General features: G+C 63.0%; 23 protein-coding genes. 15 read left to right on the top strand and 8 right to left on the bottom strand.

Annotated elements, in window-relative coordinates; genetic code table 11:
* Window positions 1-255: 255 nt before the first annotated feature.
* Window positions 256-474 (bottom strand): hypothetical protein, encoded by a 219-nt coding sequence (locus AC0L2A_RS12365; RefSeq protein ID WP_473609042.1) that lies wholly within the window; start codon window positions 472-474, stop codon window positions 256-258.
* Window positions 475-704: 230 nt separating this feature from the next.
* On the opposite strand from AC0L2A_RS12365, the gene AC0L2A_RS12360 reads away from it, so the two are divergent.
* The 3 genes from AC0L2A_RS12360 (at window position 705) to AC0L2A_RS12350 (ending at window position 3,273) form a co-directional block, all read left to right on the top strand.
* Window positions 705-905 carry a winged helix-turn-helix domain-containing protein gene (locus AC0L2A_RS12360; protein WP_473609041.1) on the top strand — a complete coding sequence of 67 codons (201 nt, stop codon included), beginning with the start codon at window positions 705-707 and terminating at the stop codon, window positions 903-905.
* A 133-nt stretch (window positions 906-1,038) separates the two neighbouring features.
* Window positions 1,039-1,941 carry a dienelactone hydrolase family protein gene (locus tag AC0L2A_RS12355; protein WP_473609039.1) on the top strand — a complete coding sequence of 301 codons (903 nt, stop codon included), beginning with the start codon at window positions 1,039-1,041 and terminating at the stop codon, window positions 1,939-1,941.
* 306 nt (window positions 1,942-2,247) lie between these two features.
* Window positions 2,248-3,273, top strand: a complete 1,026-nt coding sequence (locus AC0L2A_RS12350; RefSeq protein WP_473609038.1) for a serine hydrolase domain-containing protein — start codon at window positions 2,248-2,250, stop codon at window positions 3,271-3,273.
* 35 nt (window positions 3,274-3,308) lie between these two features.
* Here the strand turns inward: AC0L2A_RS12350 and AC0L2A_RS12345 are convergent, their stop codons facing one another.
* Complete coding sequence (locus tag AC0L2A_RS12345) at window positions 3,309-4,667, bottom strand: NAD(P)-binding domain-containing protein (RefSeq protein ID WP_473609037.1); 1,359 nt, start codon at window positions 4,665-4,667, stop codon at window positions 3,309-3,311.
* Window positions 4,668-4,922: 255 nt separating this feature from the next.
* Between AC0L2A_RS12345 and AC0L2A_RS12340 the strand changes: the two genes are divergently transcribed.
* Window positions 4,923-5,633 (top strand): helix-turn-helix domain-containing protein, encoded by a 711-nt coding sequence (locus tag AC0L2A_RS12340; protein WP_473609035.1) that lies wholly within the window; start codon window positions 4,923-4,925, stop codon window positions 5,631-5,633.
* A gap of 306 nt (window positions 5,634-5,939) precedes the next feature.
* On the opposite strand, the gene AC0L2A_RS12335 is transcribed toward AC0L2A_RS12340, so the two are convergent.
* The 6 genes from AC0L2A_RS12335 to AC0L2A_RS12310 all read right to left on the bottom strand — a co-directional run bounded on the left by AC0L2A_RS12335 (window position 5,940) and on the right by AC0L2A_RS12310 (window position 11,648).
* Window positions 5,940-6,974, bottom strand: coding sequence for an RNA polymerase subunit sigma-70 (locus AC0L2A_RS12335; protein WP_473609034.1), 1,035 nt, complete (start codon window positions 6,972-6,974; stop codon window positions 5,940-5,942).
* Between the two features lie 37 nt (window positions 6,975-7,011).
* Window positions 7,012-7,758 carry an SDR family oxidoreductase gene (locus tag AC0L2A_RS12330; protein WP_128171962.1) on the bottom strand — a complete coding sequence of 249 codons (747 nt, stop codon included), beginning with the start codon at window positions 7,756-7,758 and terminating at the stop codon, window positions 7,012-7,014.
* A gap of 133 nt (window positions 7,759-7,891) precedes the next feature.
* On the bottom strand, window positions 7,892-8,932 hold the full coding sequence (locus AC0L2A_RS12325) for a heme-dependent oxidative N-demethylase family protein (protein ID WP_473609143.1): 1,041 nt from the start codon (window positions 8,930-8,932) through the stop codon (window positions 7,892-7,894).
* Window positions 8,933-8,941: 9 nt separating this feature from the next.
* Window positions 8,942-9,907: a PDR/VanB family oxidoreductase gene (locus tag AC0L2A_RS12320; protein WP_473609033.1), complete on the bottom strand. Its 966-nt coding sequence runs from the start codon at window positions 9,905-9,907 to the stop codon at window positions 8,942-8,944.
* Entirely contained in the window at window positions 9,904-10,500 is a 597-nt protein-coding gene (locus AC0L2A_RS12315; protein ID WP_473609031.1) for a dimethylamine monooxygenase subunit DmmA family protein, read from the bottom strand. The genes AC0L2A_RS12320 and AC0L2A_RS12315 overlap by 4 nt, the downstream gene beginning before the upstream one ends.
* A gap of 14 nt (window positions 10,501-10,514) precedes the next feature.
* Window positions 10,515-11,648 (bottom strand): aminomethyl transferase family protein, encoded by a 1,134-nt coding sequence (locus AC0L2A_RS12310; protein ID WP_473609030.1) that lies wholly within the window; start codon window positions 11,646-11,648, stop codon window positions 10,515-10,517.
* Between the two features lie 165 nt (window positions 11,649-11,813).
* Here AC0L2A_RS12310 and AC0L2A_RS12305 point away from each other — a divergent pair, with 165 nt between their 5' ends.
* From AC0L2A_RS12305 to AC0L2A_RS12255, 11 genes are all read left to right on the top strand, one after another.
* Window positions 11,814-13,211 (top strand): ammonium transporter, encoded by a 1,398-nt coding sequence (locus AC0L2A_RS12305; protein ID WP_473609029.1) that lies wholly within the window; start codon window positions 11,814-11,816, stop codon window positions 13,209-13,211.
* A 37-nt stretch (window positions 13,212-13,248) separates the two neighbouring features.
* Window positions 13,249-13,467: a hypothetical protein gene (locus AC0L2A_RS12300; protein WP_473609027.1), complete on the top strand. Its 219-nt coding sequence runs from the start codon at window positions 13,249-13,251 to the stop codon at window positions 13,465-13,467.
* 133 nt (window positions 13,468-13,600) lie between these two features.
* Entirely contained in the window at window positions 13,601-14,497 is an 897-nt protein-coding gene (locus AC0L2A_RS12295; RefSeq protein WP_091600570.1) for a class II glutamine amidotransferase, read from the top strand.
* 4 nt (window positions 14,498-14,501) lie between these two features.
* Window positions 14,502-15,233, top strand: coding sequence for a GltB/FmdC/FwdC-like GXGXG domain-containing protein (locus tag AC0L2A_RS12290; RefSeq protein ID WP_473609026.1), 732 nt, complete (start codon window positions 14,502-14,504; stop codon window positions 15,231-15,233).
* Between the two features lie 6 nt (window positions 15,234-15,239).
* Window positions 15,240-16,568, top strand: a complete 1,329-nt coding sequence (locus AC0L2A_RS12285; RefSeq protein WP_473609024.1) for an FMN-binding glutamate synthase family protein — start codon at window positions 15,240-15,242, stop codon at window positions 16,566-16,568.
* Window positions 16,569-16,606: 38 nt separating this feature from the next.
* Window positions 16,607-17,914 (top strand): type III glutamate--ammonia ligase, encoded by a 1,308-nt coding sequence (glnT, locus tag AC0L2A_RS12280; RefSeq protein ID WP_023799483.1) that lies wholly within the window; start codon window positions 16,607-16,609, stop codon window positions 17,912-17,914.
* A gap of 91 nt (window positions 17,915-18,005) precedes the next feature.
* Complete coding sequence (locus AC0L2A_RS12275) at window positions 18,006-19,259, top strand: sarcosine oxidase subunit beta family protein (RefSeq protein ID WP_473609023.1); 1,254 nt, start codon at window positions 18,006-18,008, stop codon at window positions 19,257-19,259.
* Between the two features lie 16 nt (window positions 19,260-19,275).
* Window positions 19,276-19,548, top strand: coding sequence for a sarcosine oxidase subunit delta (locus AC0L2A_RS12270; protein WP_473609022.1), 273 nt, complete (start codon window positions 19,276-19,278; stop codon window positions 19,546-19,548).
* A 229-nt stretch (window positions 19,549-19,777) separates the two neighbouring features.
* Window positions 19,778-22,756: a sarcosine oxidase subunit alpha gene (locus AC0L2A_RS12265; RefSeq protein WP_473609141.1), complete on the top strand. Its 2,979-nt coding sequence runs from the start codon at window positions 19,778-19,780 to the stop codon at window positions 22,754-22,756.
* Entirely contained in the window at window positions 22,749-23,378 is a 630-nt protein-coding gene (locus AC0L2A_RS12260; RefSeq protein ID WP_473609021.1) for a sarcosine oxidase subunit gamma, read from the top strand. The genes AC0L2A_RS12265 and AC0L2A_RS12260 overlap by 8 nt, the downstream gene beginning before the upstream one ends.
* 264 nt (window positions 23,379-23,642) lie before the next feature.
* Window positions 23,643-26,012 carry a DUF1989 domain-containing protein gene (locus tag AC0L2A_RS12255; protein ID WP_473609019.1) on the top strand — a complete coding sequence of 790 codons (2,370 nt, stop codon included), beginning with the start codon at window positions 23,643-23,645 and terminating at the stop codon, window positions 26,010-26,012.
* Window positions 26,013-26,163 lie beyond the last annotated feature (151 nt).

Here is a 26,163-nt window from a genome sequence, read left to right as displayed (position 1 = left end):
TGTCAGCTCTGGGGCCGATAGCGGACAGGCAGCTGCCAGTGTGAGATGTAAGTGAGCGGACATTCAGCTCGGGGCAGGCTCGGATGCGAGACCTTCCGAAAGGCTCCACTGAGGGTTCAGAAGTGGCGCAACCAAGCCGGCTGAAAGATTCGACTCTGCCGTACAACCACGGAAGCGCTCTACGCCACGTCTGGTGCCAGTGGCGATGAGGAACGCCGCCCGGCGCGGTCGGCACCTCCGTCCGCATTGCCGCACTTAACGGATCCTCAAATCGCCTCCCCTAGCTGCCTGGCGACGCCGCAATGCCAGCGCCTCACCTGCCAGGACGGATGTTGCTGATGCCAGCGGGCGATTTCCGACTGACCAGGCGACTAGGCAAGTCATCAGCGACACGTCGCGGGCGTCGTAAGTCAGTTTTGTTTCCTTGCATTCACCCGTCGCAAGACAGGCGGCGATTACGAGTTCGATCATCATCTTCTCCATTCCTGAACAATGTCCCCGGAACGGCCGGGGCGAAGAAGAGCGTGAACCCGATGGCGCCAGTCGTAACGAGATCGACACGATCGCCAGACGAAACCGGACGAAATCTTGCGGGCTAACGGAAGACTTGGGCGATTTGCCGAATGCTGGAATTAGGGCAGACTTCGGTATAGATTGGCGACGGGAGAAAACCCTGGGGCGTCCGCTCGAGGGGGAAAGTTCCGATGCACAGCTCGGCACCGACGTTGCTTCGCCTGGACGGCCGCACGGTCGATCTCCAGTGCGGGTCGGTGACTGATCAAGCCGGGCATACGGTGACGTTGCGTCCACAAGCAGCTGAGGTTCTGAGGCTACTTGCCTTGAGGCCGGGCACGCTCGTCACCAAAGACGAGTTGATGCAGACGGTGTGGGCGACATCGCAGTGACCGACGATAGCCTCGTCCAGTGCATAACCGAGATTCGCGCGAACTCGCCGACCTTGCCAAGGCAGGATTGCCGGAGAAATGAAAGGGTCGCAAGCGTCGGCGTGATCGCACCGGAAGTTAGGAAGGCCGAACAATGTCTTTTCCATTCTTAGCTGTTACCGCAATCGCGGTTGTGCTGGCGGCAAATGCTGCTGGATCCGATGATCAGTTCGATGAGTTTGCCCTGCCTTTTGACAGTCCGGATTTGACGCTTCCGGACCAGACGCGGGACCTTGCGGCCGGACGCGAAAGCATGATGTTCAAGCCTGTTGGCGCGGGCCCTTTTCCGGCGCTCGTCATCATGCCCACCTGCTATGGACATCTCTACACCTCGAACACGTTCGATTGGGCGCGGCGTGCCGTCGAGCACGGGTACGCGGCGCTCGTCATTGATCCGCTGGCTCCGCGCGGAGTCGACGACAACTGTGTCCGGCCCTTGGCCATCCCTGCTTCTCGGCTCCTGAAGGATGCGTTCGATGCTGCAAACCACCTCCGTCGGCAGCATTTCGTCGATCCCGCTCGCGTCGCTCTGATGGGTTTTTCGCAAGGTGCGATGACAGGACTCGCCGCCGCGGGATCGAGCCGGTCGCGACCGGATGGAAACGAGCCATTTCGCGCTATCGTGTCGGTTTACCCGGTTTGTCTCTTCGCGAACTTCCCGATGCCGGGATTGTTGCATCCCGTCGACATGCACTTCATTCCGGAAAAGATCGTCGTGCCTTTGCTGGTTGAAATAGGCGACCAGGACACGCAGGGCGGACCGCCGATGAATGGTTGCAAGACGCTACTCGAAGAACGGAAGGCGCAGGGGGATCCGGTCGAACACATCGTCTACCATGCGACACATGTTTGGGATCATCGGGAGTTGGGCAGCGCGAGGGAGCGCATGCGCGGCGTCTATGGCCAGGAGATCGTGTATCAATACAGCGCAGAGGTGACCGAACAGTCGGCGAAGGACACGTTTGCCTTCCTCGATAAGCAAATGAAGGGGCCATGACGGCATTCTCTCATTCAACGAAGATCGGCAACTACGGCTGGCAATTGGATAACACCGCGTAGATCGCGTCGTCAGCCCAGGCGCCCTTAACCAATCAGACTGGCGGCAATGGGCCTCTTTCACGAAGCGGCGCGGCAATTGGCGCGCTCTCCATGACCGGACTAAATTTTGAGGTAATGTTTGTCTAATCTCGCACCGACGCGAGCACGAAGTCTTCGAAACCATCCATCGAAACCCCATCTAGGCAGGCGTCTTTGCCTGCCGCCCCACCTTCGTCTTGCCCAAAATGCGTCCCAAGCTGGCTTCATGCTGAAGCGCCCCACCGTGATTCTCGCCTTTCTCCTCATCCTTTCCGTCGCCGCTCACGCTGCCGATGGCCTGGAGCAGCGGCTTGGAACACTACTTGACGAGGCCGATCGCCTGACGCCGCTGCGCACGGTTGCCATCGCGCATGAGGGCGCGGTGGTGGCGGAGCGCGGCTATCGCGGCCACTCTCCGGCACGTCCTGCCAACATAAAATCCGCCTCCAAGTCGATTATCTCGGCGCTCGTCGGCATCGCCATCGACAAGGGCGTGCTGCAAGGCACTGACCAGAAGATCGCTCCGCTTCTTCAGGCCAACCTGCCAGCCGACGCGGATCCGCGTCTCCAGCAGGTGACGATCGGTCATCTGCTTTCCATGCAGGCAGGGCTCGGTCGGACCTCAGGCCCAAACTACGGGCGCTGGGTGGCAAGCGACAACTGGGTGCGGGCAGCGCTCGCCATGCCCTTCGACGACGAACCGGGCGGCACCATGCTCTATTCCACCGGCTCGACCCATCTGCTTTCGGCGATCCTGACGCGGCGGACCGGCCGCTCGACGCTGGAACTGGCGCGCGAATGGCTGGGGCCGCAGCAGGGCTTTTCCATCGCCGCCTGGGACCGCGACCCGCAGGGCATCTATCTCGGCGGCAACCAGATGGCCATGAGCCCGCGCTCGCTGCTGGCCTTTGGCGAGCTCTACCGCAGCGGCGGGAAGAGCCGCGGCGGACGGCAGCTCGTGCCGGCCGATTGGATCAAGCTCTCCTGGCAGCCACGCACCGCCTCGCGTTTCACCGGTGACGGTTATGGCTATGGTTGGTTCATCCGTCAGATCGCGGGCGAAACGGTCTTCTACGGCTGGGGCTATGGCGGGCAGATGGTCTATGTCGTGCCCGGGCGCGCGTTGACCGTGGTCATGACTTCCGATGAAAACGGCCCCGCCGGCCGCAGCGGCCACCGCGACGATCTCCATGCCCTGCTCGGCCGGATCATCGAGGCGACGAAAGAGGTGCGCGAGGCCCGCAGCAACTGATGCATGTCGCGCAAAGCTGTGTGGCGAGGACGCCGCTACTCCGCCGCGACGCCTTTCACCTCGAGATAGGATTCCATCGAATCGTCCATCGCCTGCAGCCAGGGCGTATGGTGCAGCGGCGCCATCGTGCCGGTCATCAGCGAGCGGTAGGCGTGGTCGCGGAAACCCATGATGTTCTCCACCTTGTGGTGCTCCCACTCCATAAAAGTCTGATTGACAGCCTCGACGTCGAAGCCCGGGTAATCGGTCTGCTCCATCAGCTCCCTGGTGTAGTCGCCCTGGAACCAGATCATCTGCTCGGCGTCTTCCAGCGTTTCCTCACGCGCCCGCCATTTCGCGCCATGTTCGGCCATCGCCTCGGCCGAGGGCAGTTTCAGGCGGCCCATGATGACGTCTCGGGCGAACCAGGCCTGCGCGTCGAACATGTTGAAGGTGTAGAACTGGTCCTGCATGCCGATATAGGACAGCTGCGGGTTTTTCTCCCAGACGACGCCCTCAAAAAGCCCGTCCGGCCACATCCGGTTGGCGGTCTTGAGCTTCAGATCCTCGGTCAGGAACGGGAAGGAGTGGAGGTAGCCGGTACACAGGATGATGGCGTCGACATCCCTGGTGCTGCCGTCCTTGAAATGCGCGGTCTTGCCGACGACCTTCTGCAGCAGCGGCACTTCCTGCCAGTTGTCAGGCCATTTGAAACCCATCGGCTTCGAGCGATAGCTGGAGGTGATCGACCTGGCGCCGTATTTGTAGCATTGCGAGCCGATATCCTCGGCCGAATAGGAGCGGCCGATGATCAGGATGTCCTTATCCCTGAATTCCATGGCGTCGCGGAAATCATGGCTGTGCAGGATGCGGCCGTTGAAGCTCGAAAAACCCTCGAAATAGGGGACGTTGGGCACGGAGAAATGCCCCGAGGCGACGACGACGTTGTCGAACTCCTCCGAATAGGTGACGTCGTTGCTGCGGTCATGCGCGGTGACGGTGAACTTTTTCGTCGCGTCGGAGAACGTCACCATACGCACCGGGCTGTTGAAGCGCACCCATTGGCGCACGTCGGATTTTTCGACGCGGCCCTTGATGTAGTCCCACAGCACGGCGCGCGGTGGGTAGGAGCCGATCGGCCGGCCAAAGTGCTCCTCGAACGTGTAGTCGGCGAATTCGAGGCATTCCTTCGGCCCGTTCGACCAGAGATAGCGGTACATCGAGCCGTGCACCGGGTCGCCATGCTCGTCGAGGCCGGTGCGCCAGGTGTAGTTCCACAGGCCGCCCCAGTCGGACTGCTTTTCGAAGCAGACGATTTCCGGAATCTCCGCGCCGTTGTCGGCTGCCGACTTGAAGGCTCGAAGCTGGGCCATGCCGGATGGTCCGGCTCCGATGACGGCAACACGACTTTTCATTGCGAGCCTCCCGGTCTCATTTCCCTAACGAAACAAATTTCACTGACAGGACAGTAATTGCCCCTTCGATGCTGTCAACAGGCCTTCTGCCGAAACCTCGGTTCACCCGATCGGATTTTCGGCAAAACGGTCAACTGCCAAAACCCGGGAGAGCATGCCATTCGTGCTAAAGTGGCTTGCTGTCGCTGTTGCGCTCTGTATCCGCAGCGAATACGTTCACCCCGAGTGAAATAAATCTACAGACGGGGTGGCGACATGGCGAAGAAAGTTTCCAGTTTCAGGAATGGGGCAGCCGCCGCCAAGGCCAAGCCATCGCCTAAAAACGTGGCAACGATCCGGGCGCCACTGACCCAGGATCCGCACGCCGTTCGCGACACCCGCGAAAAGGTCCTCGAGGTCGCGATCGGCCGCGAGGTGCGGGCGTTTCGCAAGAAACTCGGCATCACTGTTGCCGATCTTGCCGCTGCCACCGACATTTCGCTGGGCATGCTGTCGAAGATCGAAAACGGCATCACCTCGCCGTCGCTGACCACCTTGCAGGCGCTGTCGCGGGCGCTCGGCGTTCCGGTCACCGCCTTCTTCCGCCGCTTCGAGGAAGAGCGCAGCGCCGTCTTCGTCAGGGCTGGCGAAGGCCTCGACGTCGAGCGCCGCGGCACGCGCGCCGGCCACCAGTACAATCTGCTCGGCCATATCGGCTCCAACACCAGCGGCGTCGTCGTCGAGCCCTATCTGATCACGCTGACCGAGGATTCCGATGTGTTTCCGACTTTTCAGCACGAAGGCATGGAGTTCCTCTACATGCTCGAAGGCGAGGTCGTTTACCGGCACGGCAGCAATCTCTACCCGATGAAACCCGGCGACAGCCTGTTCTTCGACGCCGACGCGCCGCACGGGCCGGAGGTGCTGACAGTCCTGCCGATGCGCTATCTCTCGATCATCTGCTATCCGCAGGGCAGCGCGGGGTGAGAGGGTTCGGACGCAAGAGAAGTCCCCTCATTGAGCCCGTGGCCGCGAAGCGGCCGGATGGAATGTTACAGGTCCAGACTAGAGCGGTTCATCGTTTCACGGAAACTCCGAACCGCTCTATCTCTTTGTTTATGCGCAATTCCCTAGGGAAAGCGCTATGCGCTTTTCCGGGAAAACCGTTTCACACTTTTCTTGGAATTGCTCTAATGCATGTCGCGCAAAAGTGTGCAGCGGTTTTGCGATATCGACATGCATGAAACAACAACCTAAAGCGCGTCGCATGGGGCCGGTCAAATGCGATGCGCTTTAGGATGACGGCAGGCCGAAGGCCGCAAACAAGCTGGGGCCGAGCGGCGGCACATAGATCGTCAGAGCGGCGATACCGCCCTCGGCGGGCTCGATCACATGCAGCGAATGGGCTCGCCAGGCAGGGTCATTCTGGCTGCGGGAATAGACCCCGACTGCTGGCTGGGCATTGGCTCCAATGGCTACGGTGCGGAAGCCCGAAAAATTGCCCCAGATGGTCTCGAGGAAACTGCGGATCGCCGCGCGTCCACGATACCATTCCTGCCAGGGCGGCATGCGATAGGTGGCGTCCTCCCGCAGGAGTTCGATCAGGCTGTCGAGATTGGCGGCGTCCCAGGCTCGCATGTAACGTTCAAGCAGCAGGCCTTCGTCGGGGTTGGGCTTCGATCGATGGATGGGACGTCCTTGGGGATATCGCGCCGCAAGGGTTATGCGGGCCCGCTGCAATGCGCTGTTGATCGAAACCGTCGACCCGCCCAGCAATCCCGCCGTTTCGACAGCCGACCAGCCCAGCACGTCGGAAAGCAGTAGAGCGGCGCGCTGCCTGGGCGGCAGATCCTGGATCGCGGCGACGAAAGCGAGTTGGACGGCTTCGCGGGTCTCGTAGCGCGCTTCCGGACCCGGCTCACCATCAGCGCGGCCCGGTAGCTCTGCGTCCGGGTAAGGCTCCAACCAGGTGACCTCGGCTGCAGGGCCGCCTGTGGCCATCCCGTGGGAAGCCGGCCGTTCGGGCTGCTGGAGAATGCGATTCGCCCTCGACCTGGCCTTGAGCGCGTTGAGGCAAGAGTTGGTCGCGATCGTGTAGAGCCAACCGCGAACCGAACCCCGCCCATCGAACTCCGATCTTGCGCGCCAGGCGCGCAGAAGCGTGTCCTGGACAAGGTCGTCCGCCTCGTGCAGCGAGCCCATCATGCGATAGCAATGGAGCTTGAGCTCCCGGCGATGGGCAGCCGTGAACTGTTCGAAGGCCAGCCGATCGAGGATCGGCTGGCCCGGCTCACGTACCGGCTTGAGAGGTGCCTGCGAGTCTGTCATGCGGATCCGGCAATTTTGAGTTTGCATTACGCGCGTCTCAGGCGGCCGGCGCAAGTCCGCTCGCGCTCACTGCGAAGGAATATCCTTGCGATTGTTGGGTGGCGAGTGCCACCACCGCCCGTCCGACGTCGGCCGGCGTCTGCATGTCGAGGATGCCCGCGATGAACTCCATGGGCCGGACGCCCCTATAGGCCGAAATGCTCTCGATGCCGGCGTCGCCCACGCCGGTCCCTGGCATGATGCGCATAGGCGCAAGCGCCATGAAGCGCAGGTCGAGGCCGCGCCGATCCGATTCCTTCTGGCTATGACCGGCCAGGAACATCTGCATGCGTTTTGCGCCGGCATAGCCGCCGGAATTCGGTGGCCCCCCGGTCAGAGCCGCGCCGCTGGAGATCAGAACAACCCGGGCGCCCGGTTTGAGCGGACGCCGAAGCGCGGCCTTGCAAAACAGAAACGACGCCTTGACGTCCGTTTCCCAGTTTGCGGAGAACGCCTCCCAGTTCTGTTCATGTAGGGGCGCGGAGGGGGCAAGAGCACCTGCGCATATCACCAAGACGTCCGGTTCCAGCGCGGCGAAGACCTGATCGGGAGCGATGTCCACAGTTGCATCGACCGCGAACGTCTTCACGCCCGAAGTCTCCCGGGCAAATTCCGCCAGGGTCTGTTCGCTGCGGGCGACTGCGAGGACCGTCGCTCCCTCGCTGAGGGCGGCTTCTACGATCGAGCGGCCGACACCACGGCTTCCTCCAACGACGACGACATTCTGACCTTGTAACAATCTCATGGACCCACCTTGCTATCCGGGCAGTTGGACCATCCAGGCACGCCCATTGATAAGGACAGCGCAGGCGGTCTGAAATCATCGGTGCGGGGTCAAAAATCTTCTCAGGTGATCGGAAGCGCCGGTGCAAGCCTCCTTAATCCGGCCCGAAGCCGGGCGACGTCGGGCTGCCGTCGTCGAGCTTCGACAGCCACTCGACCAGCGTCGAGCGATAGCGCGACAAGCCTTTGTAATTGGCGAGTTCTTCGGGCAGGTCGCGAATGACGCGATGCAGGCGCCGCGCCCATATCGGCTGCGTCACCAGCTCGTCCATCTTGATCAGGTAGCAGCGGATCGGGAAGACGATGCCGTTCGAGCGCGGCAGCCGCCAGAAGCTTTGCAGCTCAACGCGCAGGTGGACCTTGTCGCCGACGTTTTCGGGCGTCACCGTCGTCCGGTCAGGACCCCATTTATGATAATTTTCCGGACTGGTGTCGAGGCGCGGATTGATGGTCATCGTCCAGTTCAGCCGCCGCGCCGGCTTGCCCTGCTGGATGTTGGTGAGGAATTTTAGCGCCCGGGTGAAAATCCCCTTCTCATGCGCCAGCGGCACCGGCGCGTGCCATTCGAAGAAGTTCATGCCGATGTCGAAATCCAGCGACCAGTCGGCCTGGGTGGTGACCATGCCGGCATCCATCCACAGATTGCCGTCACGCTGGTCGAGGATGCAGAAATCGCCCTGGCTTTGCCGCGTGATGTATTCCATCGGCCCGTAGGGCAGCGTCGAGACATCGCCGAAGGTGAAGCTGTCGTCGATGCCGAGCGGCCGGTTGATCCAGCGCCATTTGTCGCCGTCGCGCGTCAGCGTGAAATGCTCGGGATAGCCCAGCGCCTGCTGTTCCATCAGAAGTTCGAGCAGGTCCCAGCCGGCCAGCGTCATGTGCGGCAGCGACTGGCAGCGCAGCGGGTCTTCCGCCAGCACCAGCGCGCGGTCCTGCATCTCGGCGACATAGTGCTCGTCGACGTCGATCAGGTTTTCGAGCACGCTGCCCTTCGGCCCGACGACGTGCGGCTCGATGTTGACCGCATACATGTAGCTGTCCTCGTGGAACGGGAACGGAAACCGCCTGATGTGCTCCGGGCTGTTCCTGAAGGTGAAGTCGTTACGGAACGTTTCGTTACGAAAGGTGATGCCCAGGCTCGCCTCCTATCTTTCCAGAACCAGCGACCTGCCCTCGAAGCGCGAAACGCAAGGCATGATCTTCTTGCCGCAACGGTGCTCTTCCTCGCTCAGCCAGTGGTCGTTGTGGATGAAGTTGCCGTCATGCGCGATGACATTGGTCTCGCACTGGCCGCAGACGCCGCCGCGGCAGAGATAGGGCGGATCGACGCCGGCCGCCTCGATCGCCTCGAGCAGGCTCTGCTGCTCGCCGACGCGGATGGTCTTGCCGCTGACCGCCAGCGTCACCTCGAACGGGGCACCGGGCTGCGGGGCGGCAAAATGCTCGAAATGCACGGTTTCCGCCGGCCAGCCCAGCACAGCGGCGCGATCGCGCACCCAGCCGATCATGCCCGACGGGCCGCAGACGTAGAGATGCGTGCCGAGCGGCTGCGACGACAGCAGCCGGTCGAGCTCGATGCGCTCGTCGCGATCGTCGTGATAGAGCCTGACCCGGCGGTCGTAGCGCTCCCTGAGCACATCGGCATAGGTGCCGAGCGAGGCGGTGCGGCAGGTGTAATGCAACTCGAAATTGCCGCCATCCGCCGCCAGCTGCGCGGTCTGCGCCATGAACGGCGTGATGCCGATGCCGCCGGCCAGCATCAAATGCTTCCTGGCGCGCAGGTCGAGCGAGAACAGATTGACCGGATAGCTGATCACCATCTCATGGCCGGGCCTGACAGTGCTGTGCATGAACAGCGAGCCGCCGCGGCCGGCATCGTCGCGGCGCACCGAGATGGTGTACTCGCGCGTGTCGAGCGGCGAGCCCATCAGCGAATAGGGATTGAGCCTGGTCCGCTCGCCGTCGCGCATCTCCACCACAACATGGGCGCCGCCGGAGAATGTCGGCAAAAGCTGCCCGTCGCGCCGACGGAAATGGAAGCGCGTTACCAGTTCGTTGACCGGGACGACATCGCTCACGACGACGTCAAGCTTGGTGGTGCCGGTGCTCATCGAAAGATCTCCTCCGCCGGAGGAATTTCGCTGCGGTCTTCCGCGTTGATGCAGACGCCCTGGAATGCGGCGAGGCGCCTGGAATAGTGATCGCGTACCAGAAGAAGCAGGCCACAATGCGAGCAGGTTGCCGGCTGCGTCGTCACGTTTTCGGTGATGCCCTTGCAATGAACGCATTGGACGCGGCGCGCCAGCGAGCCGCGATGCTCGGTCTGGATCGACGTGTGGTCGATGCCGGCTTCGAGCGCCGCCTGCATGGCCTGGCCGATCAGCCCCTCGGTGCCCGCGAGATAGAGGCGCAGGCCCATATGCGCGTTGGCCAGCGTCTGCTTCAGCCGCGGCAGGGCGCTGGCGAAGGACGATCCCTGATAGAGCTGGGCCGGCTTCAGCGCTTCGAGCGCGGCGACATGCTGGCCCTCATTATCGGGGATGAAAATAATATGGGCATCGGCAAAAAAACCGTCGGGCGCCTTGGCGGCCAGGTCTGTTATCGCCAGCGCGCCTTCTGAATCGGCCACGAAAAGATGGTGCTTGCCGGGCTGCGGAGACAGGGTTCCGTAGACCGGCCGGCTGATGATGCTTTTCGCTGCCATCCTCTCAGTATGCCTCAGCCTTTCGCCGTGCGCTTGGTCTTCTTCGGATCGTCGAATGGAAGCGGCTCGGCCGTTGCGCTGATGGCGCCGCTCTGGTTGCGGATCTCGAGCCTGGTGCCCTGGACGGCACAATCGACATCGAGCCGGGCAATGCCCATCGATTTCTGGACCAGCGGCGAATACATGGCGCAGGTCACCACGCCGACCCTTTTGCCGTCGCGATAGACCGGTGCGCCCTCGTCGGCCGGCTCCTTGCCTTCGAGCAGCACGCCGAAGATATTGAAGCGTTCCTTGCCCTTGAGGCGGTAGTGCTCCTCGGCCCCGCGAAACCCTGTCTTGCCGGGGCTGACGGTAAAATCGAGGCCGAGTTCCCACAGCGTGTCGCCGGGGCCTTCGTTCTCGAACGGATATTTCTGCGAATTGTCGTAGGGGTAGAACAACAGGTAGCTCTCGACACGCAGCATGTCGAGCGTGGTGAACCGGCACGGGATGATGCCGGCGCTCTTGCCCTCGTCGAGGATGGTGTCCCAAATCGTGCCGGCATCCTGGCCGCGGCAGAAGATCTCGTAGCCGCGCTCGCCGGTGTAGCCGGTGCGCGAGATCATCACCGGAAAACCGAACAGCCGGGTCTGCATGTGATGGAAATAGGCGAGGTCGCGTATGCCAGGCACATGCTTTGCCAGGTAGTCGACTGATATCGGTCCCTGCAGCGAAAGGTCGTGCAGATTGTCGTCAAAGCGCAGCGAGACATCGCGGCCCATGGCGGCGCGCTGCAACTCCTCATGGCCGGTGCCCGAACCATGCACAACCATCCAGGCATTCGGACCGGTGCGGTAGAGGATGCAATCGTCGGTGAACTTGCCGGCCTCGTTGAGCATGCAGGCATAAGCCGACTTGCCGGGATATATTTTCTCGACGTCGCGCGTCGTGGCGAGGTCGATCAGGTGCGAGGCATGCGGCCCGGTGATGTGGACCTTTCTCAGGCCCGACACGTCCATCAGCCCGGCCTTGGTGCGGATGGCGATGTACTCCTCGTCGGCGTCCTTGTCGTAGGTCCAGGCGGTGCCCATCCCGCTCCAGTCTTCGAGCTTCGAACCGAGCGCACGATGGCGATCCGCCAAGGTCGAAAATCTCCAGGATGCGGTCATGGACTTGCTTCTCCTCACAAGATTGCCGGCGTCCGCCGCTCAAGGGCACTGAGGCCATGCGACGGTCCGCGCCATATTGACTCAAAACTCCAAAAGCGCGCAATACTAAGATGCAAAAAGTTTTACTGAGAGGCAAGGAACGCAACTGAACGGAGGGGACATGCAATGGAAGGGAATCTCAACGCTCTAACGACCATTTTCACGGAGTTCTATTACTGGGTGACCATCGTCATGATGTTCCTGATCCATGTCGGGTTCTGCATGTACGAGGTCGGCGTGTCGCGCCGGCGCAATCATCTGAAAACGCTGATGAAAAACGCGATGGCGATTCCGCTCGTCACGATCACCTTCTATTTTTTCGGCTGGTGGATCTATTTCGGCTTCCCCAACGGGCCGGGCATCGCCGGCGGACTTGTCACCGCACCTTTCGCCGAACCATGGAATCCGCTGATGGGCACCCATCTCTCCGGCGTCAATCCCGGCGAGACGGGGGTCACGCCGACCGACGCCGCGCTGTGGCATCGCCTCAACGGCGTGTTCTGGGGCGCCTTCCTGCTGTTTTCCATCACGACGGCGTCGATCATCTCGGGCTCGATCATAGAGCGCGCGCGCTCTGGCGCGTTCTGGATCGTCGCGGTGCTGATCGGCTCGGTCCTGTGGATCCTCGACGCGTCCTGGGGCTGGCATCCGCAAGGCTGGATGGTGAAGCTGTGGGGCTATCATGATGCCTATGCATCGGGGGTCGTGCACGCGATCGCCGGCGGAGCGGCGCTCGCCTTTCTCATCGTGCTGGGCCCGCGCATCGGCAAGTTCAGGCCCGACGGCACGGCGCGCGACATCCCGCCCCACAATGTCTGGCTGATCACGATCGGCCTGTTCCTGATCTTCACCGGCTTCTGGGGCTTCTATGCCGCGTGCAACATTCCGCTGATCAGCCCGGCCACGATTGCCGGCCAGATCACCGGCGAGACCTGGACGGCGACCAATATCTATCTCGCGCCGACGACGCTCTCGGCGATCACCTTCAATTTCCTGATGTCGCTATCGGGCGGTATGCTGGCCGGCTACATCGTCTCGAAAGGCGACCCGTTCTGGACGTTCTCGATGGGGCTTTGCGGCATCATCTCGGCGTCTGCCGGCAATGACCTCTATCACCCGATCCAGGCGATGCTGATCGGCGCGATCGTCCCGAGCATCTGCTACAAGCTGCACTATTTCGTCGAGCGCCGCTTCAAGATCGACGATGCGGTCGGCGCCGTTGCGGTGCACGGCTATGGCGGCTTCCTCGGCGTCGTGGTGGCGGGATTCATGCTGTGGGGACAGCCGTCCTCGCCCTATGAAGGCTTCGCGCACATCAACCCGCTCGGCAATTTCGCCGGCGCGGTGCTGATGTTCGCGCTCGGCTTCGTCCCCACCTTCGTCGTCTGCAAGATCCTCAACAGCATGAACCTCCTGCGCGTACCGAAGAAGGTCGAACTCGAGGGCGTCGACTTTGCCCTCAACCATGCGTTCGAGGCGTCGGTCCGCGAACTGGGAACCGCCGAAAAGGCCATGATCAAATAGTCAACCGACAACTAGTCAAACGACAGGGAGAACCGCAATGTCGACCAATGGAATGGAAAGCTGGGCCGTGGACCTCAAGGACATCGGCGCGATCTACCCTTTCCAGGGTTCTGAAGTGGTGATGGTGATCGTCGGCCTCGTCTTCTGGATCGGGTGGCACGTCCTCCAGACGCGCCAGGAGAACGCTGAGATCGAGGCCGATATGGCGGCGGATCGCACCGGAGAGGAGACCAGAAAAGCGATCGATCGCCATTAGACCGGAATAGGGTCGTCTGGCGCCTAAAATTGCGCCGGACGACTTGTCCAAGATGAAAAAAACTTTCATATGAGTTGAATTCTTGATATGAAGCTGGTAGCACCGAAATCATACCTCACCGCGGGAGCCTGACATGTGCGGAATCGTCGGATTGTTTTTGAAGGACAAGGCGCTCGAGCCCCAGCTCGGCTCGATGCTATCGCAGATGCTGATCTCGCTCAGCGATCGCGGTCCCGACAGTGCCGGCATCGCCATCTATGGCGCGCCATCCGGCAACGAGGCCAAGATCACCATGCAGTCGGCAAAGCCGGAGCAGGATTTCAGCAACCTTGACGCCGAACTCGCCAAGGCGATCGGAGCGCCAGTAAGCATCGCAGTGAAATCGACGCATGCTGTGGTCAGGACCGCGCCTGCCAAGGTCGACGAAGTGCGCGAGGCGATCCAGGCGCTGCGCCCCGACATCCGCATCATGGGCGCCGGCGAGGTCGTCGAAATCTACAAGGAAGTCGGCTTGCCCGAAACGGTTGTCGATCGCTTCGACGTGCGCAGCATGACCGGCACGCACGGCATCGGCCATACCCGCATGGCGACGGAATCGGCGGTGACGACGATGGGCGCGCATCCGTTCTCGACCGGCGCCGACCAATGCCTGGTGCATAATGGCTCGCTTTCCAATCACAACAATGTCCGCCGCGAGCTGATCCGCGAAGGCATGAAATTCGAGACCGAGAACGACACCGAAGTCGCGGCCGCCTACCTCTCCTCGCAGATGGCGCATGGCAAGAATCTCGGCGAGGCGCTGGAAGGCACGCTGAGCGACCTCGACGGCTTCTTCACCTTCGTCGTCGGCACCAAGAACGGCTTCGGCGTGGTGCGCGATCCGATCGCCTGCAAGCCTGCCGTCATGGCCGAGACCGACCAGTATGTCGCCTTCGGCTCGGAGTATCGTGCGCTGACCAAACTGCCCGGCATCGACAATGCGAGGGTCTGGGAACCCGAGCCTGCAACCGTCTATTTCTGGGAGCATTGAGTTCATGCCGGCAATCAACGTCTCCAAGGCACTCGACCAGAGCCATGCATCAGGGGTGTTCGACCTGGCCGAGATGCCGTTGCGCGAGCTTAACCAGGCGCTTCACGATTTGACTCCCGGTTCGAACCAGACCGCCTGGGAAGTGCTCAATCCGAAAGGCAGCCATTCGGTCGCCGTCGGCGTCGACCAGCCGGTCACCATCGATGTCCGCGGCAGCGTCGGCTATTATTGCGGCGGCATGAACGACGGCAGCGCCATCACGGTGCATGGCTCGGCCGGACCCGGCGTCGGCGAAAACATGATGTCGGGCTCGATAACGGTCAAAGGCGATGCCAGCCAATATGCCGGCGCCACTGGCAGGGGCGGGCTGCTGGTCATCGAGGGCAACGCGTCGTCGCGCTGCGGCATCTCGATGAAGGGCATCGACATCGTCGTCCACGGCAATATCGGCCATATGTCGGCCTTCATGGCGCAGTCCGGCAATCTGGTGGTGCTGGGCGATGCCGGCGATGCGCTCGGCGATTCCATCTACGAGGCGCGGCTGTTCGTGCGCGGCAAGGTCGGCAGCCTCGGCGCCGACTGCATCGCCAAGGAGATGCGGCCCGAGCATCTGGCATTGCTGCAGGACCTGCTCGACCGCGCCGAGGTGACCGGCGTCAAGGCGGCGGAGTTCACGCGTTACGGCTCGGCGCGCACCCTCTACAATTTCAACATCGACAACGCCGACGCGTATTGAGGCTCAATGACCTATCGCAACCCGCCGACGACGCCGCGCAAATCCGCGACCTTCGACGACTACACGCTTTCCGAGATCCGCCGCGCCGCTGCGACCGGCATCTATGATATCCGCGGCGCCGGCGCCAAGCGCAGGCTGCCGCATTTCGACGACCTGCTTGTCCTCGGCGCCTCGATCTCGCGTTATCCGCTCGAAGGCTATCGCGAGCGCTGCGACACCAGTGTCGTGCTGGGCTCGCGCCATGCGAAAAAGCCGATCGAGCTGAAAATCCCGATCACCATTGCCGGCATGAGTTTTGGCTCGCTGTCCGGCCCGGCCAAGGAAGCGCTCGGCCGCGGCGCGACGCTGTCCGGCACCTCGACGACGACCGGCGACGGCGGCATGACCGAGGAAGAGCGCGGCCATTCCAAGACGCTGGTCTACCAGTACCTGCCGTCGCGCTACGGCATGAACCCGCGCGACTTGCGCCGGGCGGATGCGATCGAGATCGTCGTCGGCCAGGGTGCCAAGCCCGGTGGCGGCGGCATGCTGCTTGGCCAGAAGATCTCCGACCGTGTCGCCGAAATGCGCACGCTGCCCAAGGGTATCGACCAGCGCTCAGCCTCACGCCATCCCGACTGGACCGGGCCCGACGATCTCGAAATCAAGATCCTGGAACTGCGTGAAATCACCGACTGGGAAAAGCCGATCTACGTCAAGGTCGGCGGCGCGCGGCCCTATTACGATACAGCCCTTGCGGTGAAATCAGGCGCCGATGTCGTCGTGATCGACGGCATGCAGGGCGGCACCGCCGCAACCCAGGAAGTGTTCATCGAGAATGTCGGCCAGCCGACGCTTGCCTGCATCCGGCCGGCGGTGCAGGCAATGCAGGATCTCGGCATGCATCGCAAGGTGCAGCTGATCATCTCCGGCGGCATCCGCAACGGCGCCGATGTCGCCAAGGCGCTGGCGCTCGGCGTCGACGCGGTGTCGATCGGCACCGCCGCACTTGTCGCGCTCGGCGACAACGATCCGCGCTGGGAAGCGGAATACAACGAGCTCGGCACCACCGCCGGCGCCTATGACGACTGGCACGAGGGCCGCGATCCGGCCGGCATCACCACGCAGGACCCCGAGCTGATGAAACGGCTCGATCCGATAGCGGCCGGGCGACGGCTGGCCAATTATCTCAAGGTGATGACGCTGGAGGCGCAGACCATCGCCCGCGCCTGCGGCAAGAACAGCCTGCACAATCTCGAGCCCGAGGATCTCGTCGCGCTGACGATCGAAGCCGCCGCCATGGCCGGCGTGCCGCTGGCCGGCACCAACTGGATACCGGGGAAGAACGGCTTCTGATACCAAACTGCCAAAAAACCAATAAGCGAGGAACTATAATGGGGAACGATCTCGCCGCCTTCGCCAAGGGGAACGGCGTCAAATATTTCATGATTTCCTACACCGACCTGTTCGGTGGGCAGCGCGCCAAGCTGGTGCCGGCGCAGGCCATCGCCGACATGCAGAAGGACGGCGCCGGATTTGCCGGCTTTGCCACCTGGCTCGACCTGACGCCGGCGCATCCAGACATGCTGGCGGTGCCGGATCCGGATTCGGTCATCCAGCTGCCGTGGAAGCCGGAAGTCGCCTGGATTGCCGCCAATTGCATGATGGACGAAAAAACGGTCGCCCAGGCGCCGCGCAACACGCTGAAGCGGCTGATTGACGAGGCGGCGGGCGACGGCATGCATGTCAAGACCGGCGTCGAGGCCGAATTCTTCCTGATCTCGCCGGACGGCAAGACGATTTCCGACGAATACGACACGGCGTCAAAGCCCTGCTACGACCAGCAGGCGGTGATGCGGCGCTATGATGTCATCGCCGAGATCTGCGACCACATGCTGGCGCTCGGCTGGGGCGCCTACCAGAACGACCATGAGGACGCCAACGGCCAGTTCGAGATGAACTGGGCCTTCGACGATGCGCTGGCGACCGCCGACAAGCATTCCTTCTTCAAGTTCATGGTGAGGTCCGTTGCGGAAAAGCACGGCCTGCGCGCCACCTTCATGCCAAAACCATTCCCGGGCCTGACCGGCAATGGCTGCCACGCCCATATCTCGGTGTGGGACAAGGACGGCAAGACCAATGTCTTTGCCGACAACGCCATGGAGCTCGGCCTGTCGGCGAAGGGCAGGAATTTTCTCGGCGGCATCATGAAGCATGCCTCGGCACTTGCCGCGATCACCAACCCGACGGTCAATTCCTACAAGCGCATCAATGCGCCGCGCACCATTTCGGGCGCCACCTGGGCGCCGAACTCGGTGACCTGGACCGGCAACAACCGCACCCATATGGTGCGCGTGCCCGGCCCCGGACGCTTCGAGCTGCGCCTGCCCGACGGCGCGGCAAACCCTTACCTGCTGCAGGCGGTCATCATCGCCGCCGGCCTCGACGGCATCCGCTCGAAGGCCGATCCCGGCAAGCGCTACGACATCGACATGTACCAGTTCGGGCATACGGTGGAGGGCGCGCCGAAGCTGCCGCTCAACCTGCTCGATGCATTGCGCGAGTTCGACAACGACAAATCGCTCAAGGCGGCGCTGGGTGAGGAATTCTCGTCGGCTTATCTAAAGCTGAAGCATCAGGAATGGAATTCCTATGCTTCCCACTTCACCCAGTGGGAGCGCGACCACACGCTGGATATCTAGAGCATCGGACCGAAAGTGTGAAGCGGTTTTCGGACGATTCCGATGCGTCAAGAATGGTCCTGCGCGGCGCGAGCGACCTCGGAATAGAACCATGAAATACTCGATCTTCTCCCTCGCCCGTGCGGCATTTTCCGGTCACAAGAATTGGCAGCGCACCTGGCGCGACGCCAGCCCGAAGGACCGCTACGACGTGGTGATCATCGGCGGCGGCGGCCACGGCCTGGCGACGGCATGGTTCCTCGCCAGCGAATACGGCATCAGGAATGTCGCCGTGCTCGAAAAGGGCTGGATCGGCTCCGGCAATGCCGGCCGCAACACCACCATCATCCGCTCCAATTACGGGCTGCCCGGCAATACCGGCTTCTACGAGCTGTCGATGAAGCTATGGGAGCGGATGGAGCAGGACCTCAACTACAACACGATGGTCAGCCAGCGCGGCGTCATCAACCTTTACCATTCCGATGCGCAGCGCGACGCCTATGCGCGGCGCGGCAACACGATGCGCATCAACGGCATCGATGCCGAGCTGCTCGATCTTGCCGCGGTCAAGAAGATGATGCCGTTCCTGAACTTCGACAATGCCCGCTTTCCCGTGCAAGGCGGCCTGCTGCAGCGGCGCGGCGGCACAGCACGCCACGACGCCGTGGTCTGGGGCTACGCCCATGCGGCGAGCGCGCTCGGCGTCGACATCATCCAGAACTGCGAGGTGACCGGCTTTGGGCGCGACGCCAACGGCAAGGTGACCTGCGTCGAGACATCGCGCGGCACAATCGGCGCCGGCAAGGTCGGCATGGCCGTCGCCGGCAGTTCGTCGCGCGTCGCGGCGATGGCTGGCCTGCGGCTGCCGATCGAGAGCCATGTGCTGCAGGCCTTCGTTTCCGAGGCGATCAAGCCGCTGATCCCCAATGTCATGACCTTCGGCGCCGGCCATTTCTATGTCAGCCAGTCGGACAAGGGCGGGCTGGTCTTCGGCGGCGATATAGACGGCTACAATTCCTATGCCCAGCGCGGCAACATGCCTGTGATGGAAGACGTCTGCGAGGGCGGCATGGCGCTGATGCCGATGATCGGTCGCGTGCGCCTGTTGCGCCAATGGGGCGGCATCATGGACATGTCGATGGACGGCTCGCCGATCATCGACAAGACGCCGGTGGACGGGCTCTATCTCAATGCCGGCTGGTGCTATGGCGGCTTCAAGGCGACGCCCGGCTCCGGCCTTGTCTTTGCCCATCTTCTGGCTCGCGACGAACTGCACAAGGATGCGGCGCGCTTCCGCCTCGACCGGTTCCGGCGGGGCGCTGTCATCGATGAAAAGGGCGTCGGCGCCCAACCGAACCTGCACTGAGGACGGCCCGAAAAGCATGCGTATTGTCTGTCCCTTCTGCGGCGAACGCGAACTCGGCGAGTTCACCTATCTCGGCGACGCCAAGCCGCTGCGGCCGGCAGCCGGCGCCTCGGAAGACGAAGTGTTCGACTACGTCTATCTGCGCGACAACATTGCCGGCGAGACCAGCGAACATTGGTATCATGGCGGCGGCTGCCGGGCCTGGCTGAAGATCACCCGCAACACGCTGACACACGAGATTTCCTCGGTCGAGCCGGCGGCGGGAGTCGGGGCGAGGCAGGCAAAATGAGTATTCTTAGCCAACTCAGCGCCGCCCCTCATCCGCCTGCCGGCACCTTCTCCCCGTATAGTGACGGGGAGAAGGGAGATGGCCGCAACCTCGGCGCCCTTCCTGCTACGCTGGAGATTGGCGAAACCCTCAGTGAAGGCGTCCTTCTCCCCGTCACTATACGGGGAGAAGTGCCCGGCAGGGCGATGAGGGGCAGCGCGACGCTCGTGCATGGGGGCCGGGCATCGTGATTTCCAGCCAACCCAATCGTCTGCCATCCGGCGGTCTCATCGACCGCTCGTTGCTGCTGAACTTTCGCTTCGACGGCAAAACCTTTGCCGGCTTCCAGGGCGACACGCTGGCCTCGGCGCTGATCGCCAATGGCGTCAAGCTGGTCGGCCGCTCGTTCAAGTACCACCGGCCGCGCGGCATCCTGACCGCGGGCTCGGAAGAACCCAACGCACTTGTCGAGTTGCGCACCGGAGCCCGGCGTGAGCCGAACACCAAGGCGACCACCGCCGAACTTTATGACGGTCTGGAAGCCGCCAGCCAGAACCGCTGGCCGTCGCTGCGCCACGATCTGATGGGGGTCAACCAGCTGTTCTCACCGATGTTCGTCGCCGGCTTCTACTACAAGACCTTCATGTGGCCGGCAAAGTTCTGGGAAGCAGTCTACGAGCCGGCGATCCGCCGCGCCGCTGGTCTCGGCCGCGCCGCGGGCGTTGCCGATCCTGATCATTACGACAAGACGTGGGCGCATTGCGACGTGCTGATCGCTGGTTCCGGCCCAGCCGGGCTGGCGGCAGCGCTCGCCTCGGGGCGCAGCGGCGCCCGCGTCATCCTGTGCGAGGAAGATTTTGCGCTTGGCGGCCGCCTGCTTGCCGACGGCGGTACGATCGACGGGGTGCCCGCAGCCGAATGGATTTCGCGCACGCTGGCCGAACTCGCCTCGCTGCCCGATGTCCGCATCATGAACCGCACGACACTGTTCGGCGTCTATGACGGCGGGACTTATGGCGCCATCGAACGGGTCAACGACCATATGCCTTCGCCGCCGGAGCATCAGGTGCGCCAGCGCCTGTGGCGGATCGTGGCAAAGCGCTCGATTGTTGCCGCCGGCGCCATCGAACGGCCGATCGTCTTTGCCGGCAACGACACGCCCGGCGTGATGATGGCTTCGGCAATGCGGAGCTATATCGCGCGCTATGCGGCAACCCCGGCGAAGAGGATTGCGCTGTTCACCGACAATGAGGATGGCTGGCGCACGGTCGAGGCGGCACTCGGCGCCGGATTGCAGATCGCTGCCGTCGTCGATGCGCGTCCGGACGTATCGGCCGCGCATCGCGCGCTTGCCGCCAAAACCGGCTTTGCCGTTTTGAACGGTTTCGTCAGCGCGGTGGACGGCGGCAAGGGCGGTGTCAGGAAAATCTCGATATCTCTGGCAGGCGGCGCACGCGCCGAGGTCGAAGCCGACGGGCTTGCCGTTTCCGGCGGCTGGAACCCGGCGGTCGGGCTGACCTCATTCCATCGCGGCCGGCCGAAATGGCAGGACGATATATCGGCCTTCGTGCCGGACGGCGCGCCTCCCGGCATGGTGGCCGCCGGTGCCGCCAACGGCGCTTTTGGGCTCGGCGCCTGCCTGCGCCAGGGGTTTGCCGCCGGTACGGCAGCGGCTGAGAGCGCCGGGCACAGCGGCAGTGCCGGCGCTCCGCCAGTCGCCGACGACGATGCGTTTTCGCTGACCCCGCTCTGGCATGTTGCCGGCAAAGGCAAAGCCTTTGTCGATTATCAGCATGACGTCACCGCTGCCGACATCGAACTGGCTCAGCGCGAAGGCTTTGAATCGGTCGAGCACCTGAAGCGCTATACGACGCTCGGCATGGCGACCGACCAGGGCAAGACCTCGAATGTCGCCGGCCTCGCCATCATGGCGGCGATATCAGGCAAATCCATTCCCGAGACCGGCACGACGATCTACCGTCCGCCCTATGTGCCGGTCGCCATCGGCGGGTTTGCCGGCCATCATCGCGACGAAAATTTCCATGCGACAAGGCTGACGCCGTCGCATCACTGGGCAGCCGAACAGGGCGCGGTGTTCGTCGACACCGGCTTGTGGAAGCGCGCGCAATGGTATCCGGGCGCCGGCGAGAAGGACTGGCTGGAAACAGTCACCCGCGAGGTCAAGGCGGTGCGCGGCGGCGTCGGTTTTTGCGACGTCTCGACGCTCGGCAAGATCGACGTGCACGGACCGGATGCCGGCGCCTTCCTCGACCGCGTCTACATCAACACCTTCTCCAATCTTGCCGTGGGAAAGGCCCGCTACGGGCTGATGCTGCGCGAGGACGGCATGGTCTATGACGACGGCACCACGTCGCGTCTGGCCGAGGACCATTATTTCCTGACCACCACGACCGCCAAGGCCGGGCCGGTGATGCAGCATCTCGAATTCTGCCGGCAGGTGCTGTTTCCTCAATTCGACGTGCAACTCACGTCAGTCTCCGACCAGTGGGCGCAATTCTCGATCGCCGGGCCGAAGACCCGGGACCTGCTTCGCGAAATCGTCAATCCGGCCGAGGATTTGTCGAACGAGGGCTTTCCGTTCATGGCCGCGCGGCAAGTCGCGCTTCGCGGCGGCATCAGGGCGCGGCTGTTCCGCATTTCGTTCTCCGGCGAGATGGCGTTCGAGATCTCCGTTCCGGCCGGCTACGGCGACGCGCTGGTGCGCAACCTGATGCTAGCCGGCAAACAATTCGGCGTCACGCCCTATGGCACCGAGGCGCTCGGCGTCATGCGCATCGAAAAGGGCCATGTCGCCGGGCCCGAGCTGAACGGCACGACGACGGCGGCCGATCTCGGCTTGGGCAAGATGATGTCGACCAAGAAGGATTTTGTCGGCCGCGTCATGGCCGGACGCGAGGCGCTGGTCGCACCGGATCGGCAGGTCGTGGTCGGCATCAAGCCGACGGACAGAGCGCGCCGCCTGCGCTCCGGCGCGCATGTCATTCCGAAAGGCGAGATACCGGATTCCGCCAACGACCAGGGCTATGTCACCTCGGTCTGTTTCTCGCCGACGCTTGACCAGTGGATCGGGCTGGCGCTTGTCGAGCGCGGCCGCGAGCGGATCGGCGAGATCGTCCATGCGCACGATCCGCTGCGTGGTGAAGACTATGATGTCGAGCTGTGCAATCCCGTCTTCTACGATCCGGATGGAGGGCGCCAGCGTGGCTGAGTTTTCGTGGCTTTCTCGCAGTCCGCTGGAGCATGTCCTTGTCGTGGGCGCCCATGGCGCGCGCGACGTCGCGCCGGGCATTTCGCTCACCGAGATTCGCAATTTCGACCTGATCCAGGTGATGGCGCGGCGCGGCAAAGGGGCGGAACTGGCAAACGCCGCCAAGGTCCGTTTCGGCATGGCGGCTCCGGATCTGCCTAAGGCCGTCAGCGCTTCGGACGTGACGCTCATCTGGTCGGGACCGGATCAGTTCCTCGTCCTGTCCAAGAGCGGCAAGCACACGATCGACATTTTGAGCCAGGCGTTCTCGCAGTCCGCCTCGCTGTCGGACCAGTCGCATGCGCGCGCCCTGATCAGCGTCTCGGGAGCCAAGGCGCGCGCCATGCTGGCGAAATTGTCGTCGCTCGATCTGCACCCGGCGGCGTTTCCGATCGACGCCGCTGCCGCCACGTCGATCGACCATACCAGCGTCAATCTCTGGCGTGGCGATGACCGGCCGGATGGGCAGGCGGTGTTCAATCTTCTGGTGTTTGCAAGTTTCGCCGAAAGCCTGGGGCACACGATGCTCGACTCGGCGGCCGAGTATGGCGTCGACATCGGGTATTCAGGGGAGTTGGGGTAGCGGTTGCCTCTTCCCTTCTCCCCTTGTGGGAGAAGGTGGATTGGCGCGCAGCGCCAAGACGGTTGAGGGGTGTTGGACGGAGTGCGGCCGATGCCAAGCTGGAGCACCCCTCATCCGACCGAGCTTCGCTCGGCCACCTTCTCCCACAAGGGGAGAAGGGGGAGCCTCACCACCTTCGCCTTGCCAAACCGACAAGCACTGCTATTCTTGCTGATAAAATAATTTTACGCACAGGCAAACTTGTTTCTTGAGACCCGGGTCGAGATGAGCCAGTCGCCCTACCCCGCCATCGCCGCCGGACCGCCACGACCGAGCCTGATCCTGCGGCCCGGCCAGATGGCGCTGCCGGCCGGCATGGAGCGCTATTCCGTTCAAGGCAATGGTGCGGTGCTCATCGATGTCGAGGCCGGCGATACCATCAGCGTACGCAACGTCGAAGGCGGCCAGGCCTGCGAGCTCTTGGCATGGGACAAGAGCGGCGTGCCTGATGCCGGCATTTTCGGCGAGAAATCGAACAGCAATGCCTCCGGCATCAAGGCGCTGCTGGCCGATGGCGACGACAGCCTCGCTTCGTTGCGCCGAGGGCTCGAGCGACGCCAGGTGCAGCTCGACCAGGCAAAGGCGGTTCGTGTCTTCGGCAGCGCCACCCCTGCCGGCACCGAACAGGGTTTTGCCGTCGCCCGCGACGGCTCGATGCTGATCGCCGCCCCGGGCGGGCCGATGCCGGTCGACGGCCATGACACGGCGACGCCGCTCAACGTCATCGTTCGCCGCGCCACGATCCGTCCGGCGGCGAAGTCCAGGCTTGGTGACCCGCTGGCCGACCCGGTGCTCGATTTGCGCGTCCATTCGGCGACCGCGGAAGCCTACTTCGTCAAGGCGGGTGACTATCTGCAGATCATCGATGTCGACGGGCGCCAATGCACCGACTTCCAGTGCTTTTCGGCGCGCAAGCTCGACAAGGGGCGCGACCATCCGCTCGACGTGACGACGACCCGCACGCTGATGGGTTCGAGCTATCCGATGCCAGGCCTTCATTCGAAATATTACGACCAGGACATGGAGCCGCTGGTCGAGGTGGTGCAGGACACCTGCGGCCGGCACGATGCGTTCGCGCTCGCTTGCGCCGCCAAATATTACGACGACATCGGCTATCCCGGTCATCCCAACTGCTCGGAGAATTTCAACCGCGCGCTCGCCGACAAGGGTGTTGGCCCGCGCGCGGGCTGGATGGCGATCAATTTCTTCTTCAACACGACGATCGACGCGCATGGCGTCATGGTGTCGGACGAGCCATGGTCGCGGCCGGGCGACTATGTGCTGCTGCGGGCACTTACCGATATCGTTTGCGTGTCGTCCGCCTGTCCCGACGACACGACGCCGGCCAATGGCTGGAACCTGACCGACATCCATGTGCGGACCTATTCCGGTAAGCATAAATTCTCGCGAGCGATCGCCAGACGCATGACGCCCGATTCGGAACCGAAAATGACCCGCGAGACATCATTTCATTCGAGCTTTGCCAAGCACACCCGCAACTTCGTCGAGTACAGGGGTTATTGGCTGGCCAATTCCTTCGCAAAAGAGGGCCCTATCGACGAATACTGGGCCTGCCGGCAGGCCGCCGTCATCATGGACCTGTCGCCGCTGCGCAAGTTCGAGGTCACCGGCCCGGATTCGGAAGCGCTGCTGCAATACACGCTGACCCGCGACATCAAAAAACTCGGCGTCGGCCAGGTGGTCTATTCCGCCATGTGCTACGAGCATGGCGGCATGATCGACGACGGCACGCTGCTCAGGCTCGGCAAGGACAATTTCCGCTGGGTCGGCGGCGACGATCTTTCCGGCGAATGGCTGCGCGACACCGCGACGCGCCTCGGCCTCAACGTGCTGGTGCGCTCGTCGACCGACCAGATGCACAATGTCGCCGTTCAGGGACCGAAGAGCCGCGACATCCTGAAGGAGATCATCTGGACCTCGCCGCTGCAGCCGTCGATCGAGGAGCTCGAATGGTTCCGTTTCGCCGTCGCCCGCATCGGCGGCGGCAACGGCATTCCGGTCGTCGTCTCGCGCACCGGCTACACCGGCGAACTCGGCTACGAGATCTGGTGCCACCCGCGCGACGCCGAAAAGGTGTTCGACGCCATCTGGGCGGCCGGCCAGCCGCATGGCTTGAAGCCGATGGGGCTGCAGGCGCTCGACATGGTGCGCATCGAGGCCGGGCTGATCTTTGCTGCTCACGAATTTTCCGACCAAACCGACCCGTTCGAGGCCGGCATCGGCTTCACCGTGCCGCTGAAGAGCAAGACCGACGATTTCATCGGCCGCGAGGCGCTGATCCGGCGCAAGGAAAACCCGCAGAGGAAACTGGTCGGCCTCGACATCGACGCCAATGTCGCGGTCGGGCATGGCGATTGCGTCCATGTCGGACGCGCCCAGATCGGCGAGGTCACGTCCGCCATGCGCTCGCCGCTGCTCAACAAGACCATCGCGCTGGCCAGGCTCGACGTCACCCATGCCGCGATCGGCACCGCGGTCGAGATCGGCAAGCTCGACGGCCACAGCAAAAGACTGCCAGCACGCGTCGTGACTTTTGCCCACTACGATCCGCAAAAGACCAGGCCGCGCTCCTGATAGGCGATATCGAGAGGTGCCAACTCAGGGCAATCGCCTCAGGTTTGCGCTGCCCCTCATCGCCCTGCCGGGCACTTCTCCCCGTATAGTGACGGGGAGAAGGGGGAGTCGTCGACGGTTTCGCCAATCACCAGCGTTGCAAAAAGGGCCG

It is taken from the genome of Mesorhizobium sp. WSM4844, from assembly GCF_055811775.1.
The sequence above is the reverse complement of the archived record's forward strand: the minus strand, read 5'-3'. Positions and strand labels throughout refer to the sequence as shown.

Coding starts and splice junctions, on each gene's coding strand:
- AC0L2A_RS12365 (WP_473609042.1), bottom strand. CDS start 474: ATGATGATCGAACTCGTAATCGCCGCCTGTCTTGCGACGGGTGAATGC.
- AC0L2A_RS12255 (WP_473609019.1), top strand. CDS start 23,643: ATGAGCCAGTCGCCCTACCCCGCCATCGCCGCCGGACCGCCACGACCG.
- AC0L2A_RS12355 (WP_473609039.1), top strand. CDS start 1,039: ATGTCTTTTCCATTCTTAGCTGTTACCGCAATCGCGGTTGTGCTGGCG.
- AC0L2A_RS12270 (WP_473609022.1), top strand. CDS start 19,276: ATGCGTATTGTCTGTCCCTTCTGCGGCGAACGCGAACTCGGCGAGTTC.
- AC0L2A_RS12290 (WP_473609026.1), top strand. CDS start 14,502: ATGCCGGCAATCAACGTCTCCAAGGCACTCGACCAGAGCCATGCATCA.
- AC0L2A_RS12345 (WP_473609037.1), bottom strand. CDS start 4,667: ATGAAAAGTCGTGTTGCCGTCATCGGAGCCGGACCATCCGGCATGGCC.
- AC0L2A_RS12295 (WP_091600570.1), top strand. CDS start 13,601: ATGTGCGGAATCGTCGGATTGTTTTTGAAGGACAAGGCGCTCGAGCCC.
- AC0L2A_RS12340 (WP_473609035.1), top strand. CDS start 4,923: ATGGCGAAGAAAGTTTCCAGTTTCAGGAATGGGGCAGCCGCCGCCAAG.
- AC0L2A_RS12300 (WP_473609027.1), top strand. CDS start 13,249: ATGTCGACCAATGGAATGGAAAGCTGGGCCGTGGACCTCAAGGACATC.
- AC0L2A_RS12275 (WP_473609023.1), top strand. CDS start 18,006: ATGAAATACTCGATCTTCTCCCTCGCCCGTGCGGCATTTTCCGGTCAC.
- AC0L2A_RS12310 (WP_473609030.1), bottom strand. CDS start 11,648: ATGACCGCATCCTGGAGATTTTCGACCTTGGCGGATCGCCATCGTGCG.
- AC0L2A_RS12335 (WP_473609034.1), bottom strand. CDS start 6,974: ATGACAGACTCGCAGGCACCTCTCAAGCCGGTACGTGAGCCGGGCCAG.
- AC0L2A_RS12330 (WP_128171962.1), bottom strand. CDS start 7,758: ATGAGATTGTTACAAGGTCAGAATGTCGTCGTCGTTGGAGGAAGCCGT.
- AC0L2A_RS12315 (WP_473609031.1), bottom strand. CDS start 10,500: ATGGCAGCGAAAAGCATCATCAGCCGGCCGGTCTACGGAACCCTGTCT.
- AC0L2A_RS12305 (WP_473609029.1), top strand. CDS start 11,814: ATGGAAGGGAATCTCAACGCTCTAACGACCATTTTCACGGAGTTCTAT.
- AC0L2A_RS12350 (WP_473609038.1), top strand. CDS start 2,248: ATGCTGAAGCGCCCCACCGTGATTCTCGCCTTTCTCCTCATCCTTTCC.
- AC0L2A_RS12285 (WP_473609024.1), top strand. CDS start 15,240: ATGACCTATCGCAACCCGCCGACGACGCCGCGCAAATCCGCGACCTTC.
- AC0L2A_RS12360 (WP_473609041.1), top strand. CDS start 705: ATGCACAGCTCGGCACCGACGTTGCTTCGCCTGGACGGCCGCACGGTC.
- AC0L2A_RS12320 (WP_473609033.1), bottom strand. CDS start 9,907: ATGAGCACCGGCACCACCAAGCTTGACGTCGTCGTGAGCGATGTCGTC.
- glnT (WP_023799483.1), top strand. CDS start 16,607: ATGGGGAACGATCTCGCCGCCTTCGCCAAGGGGAACGGCGTCAAATAT.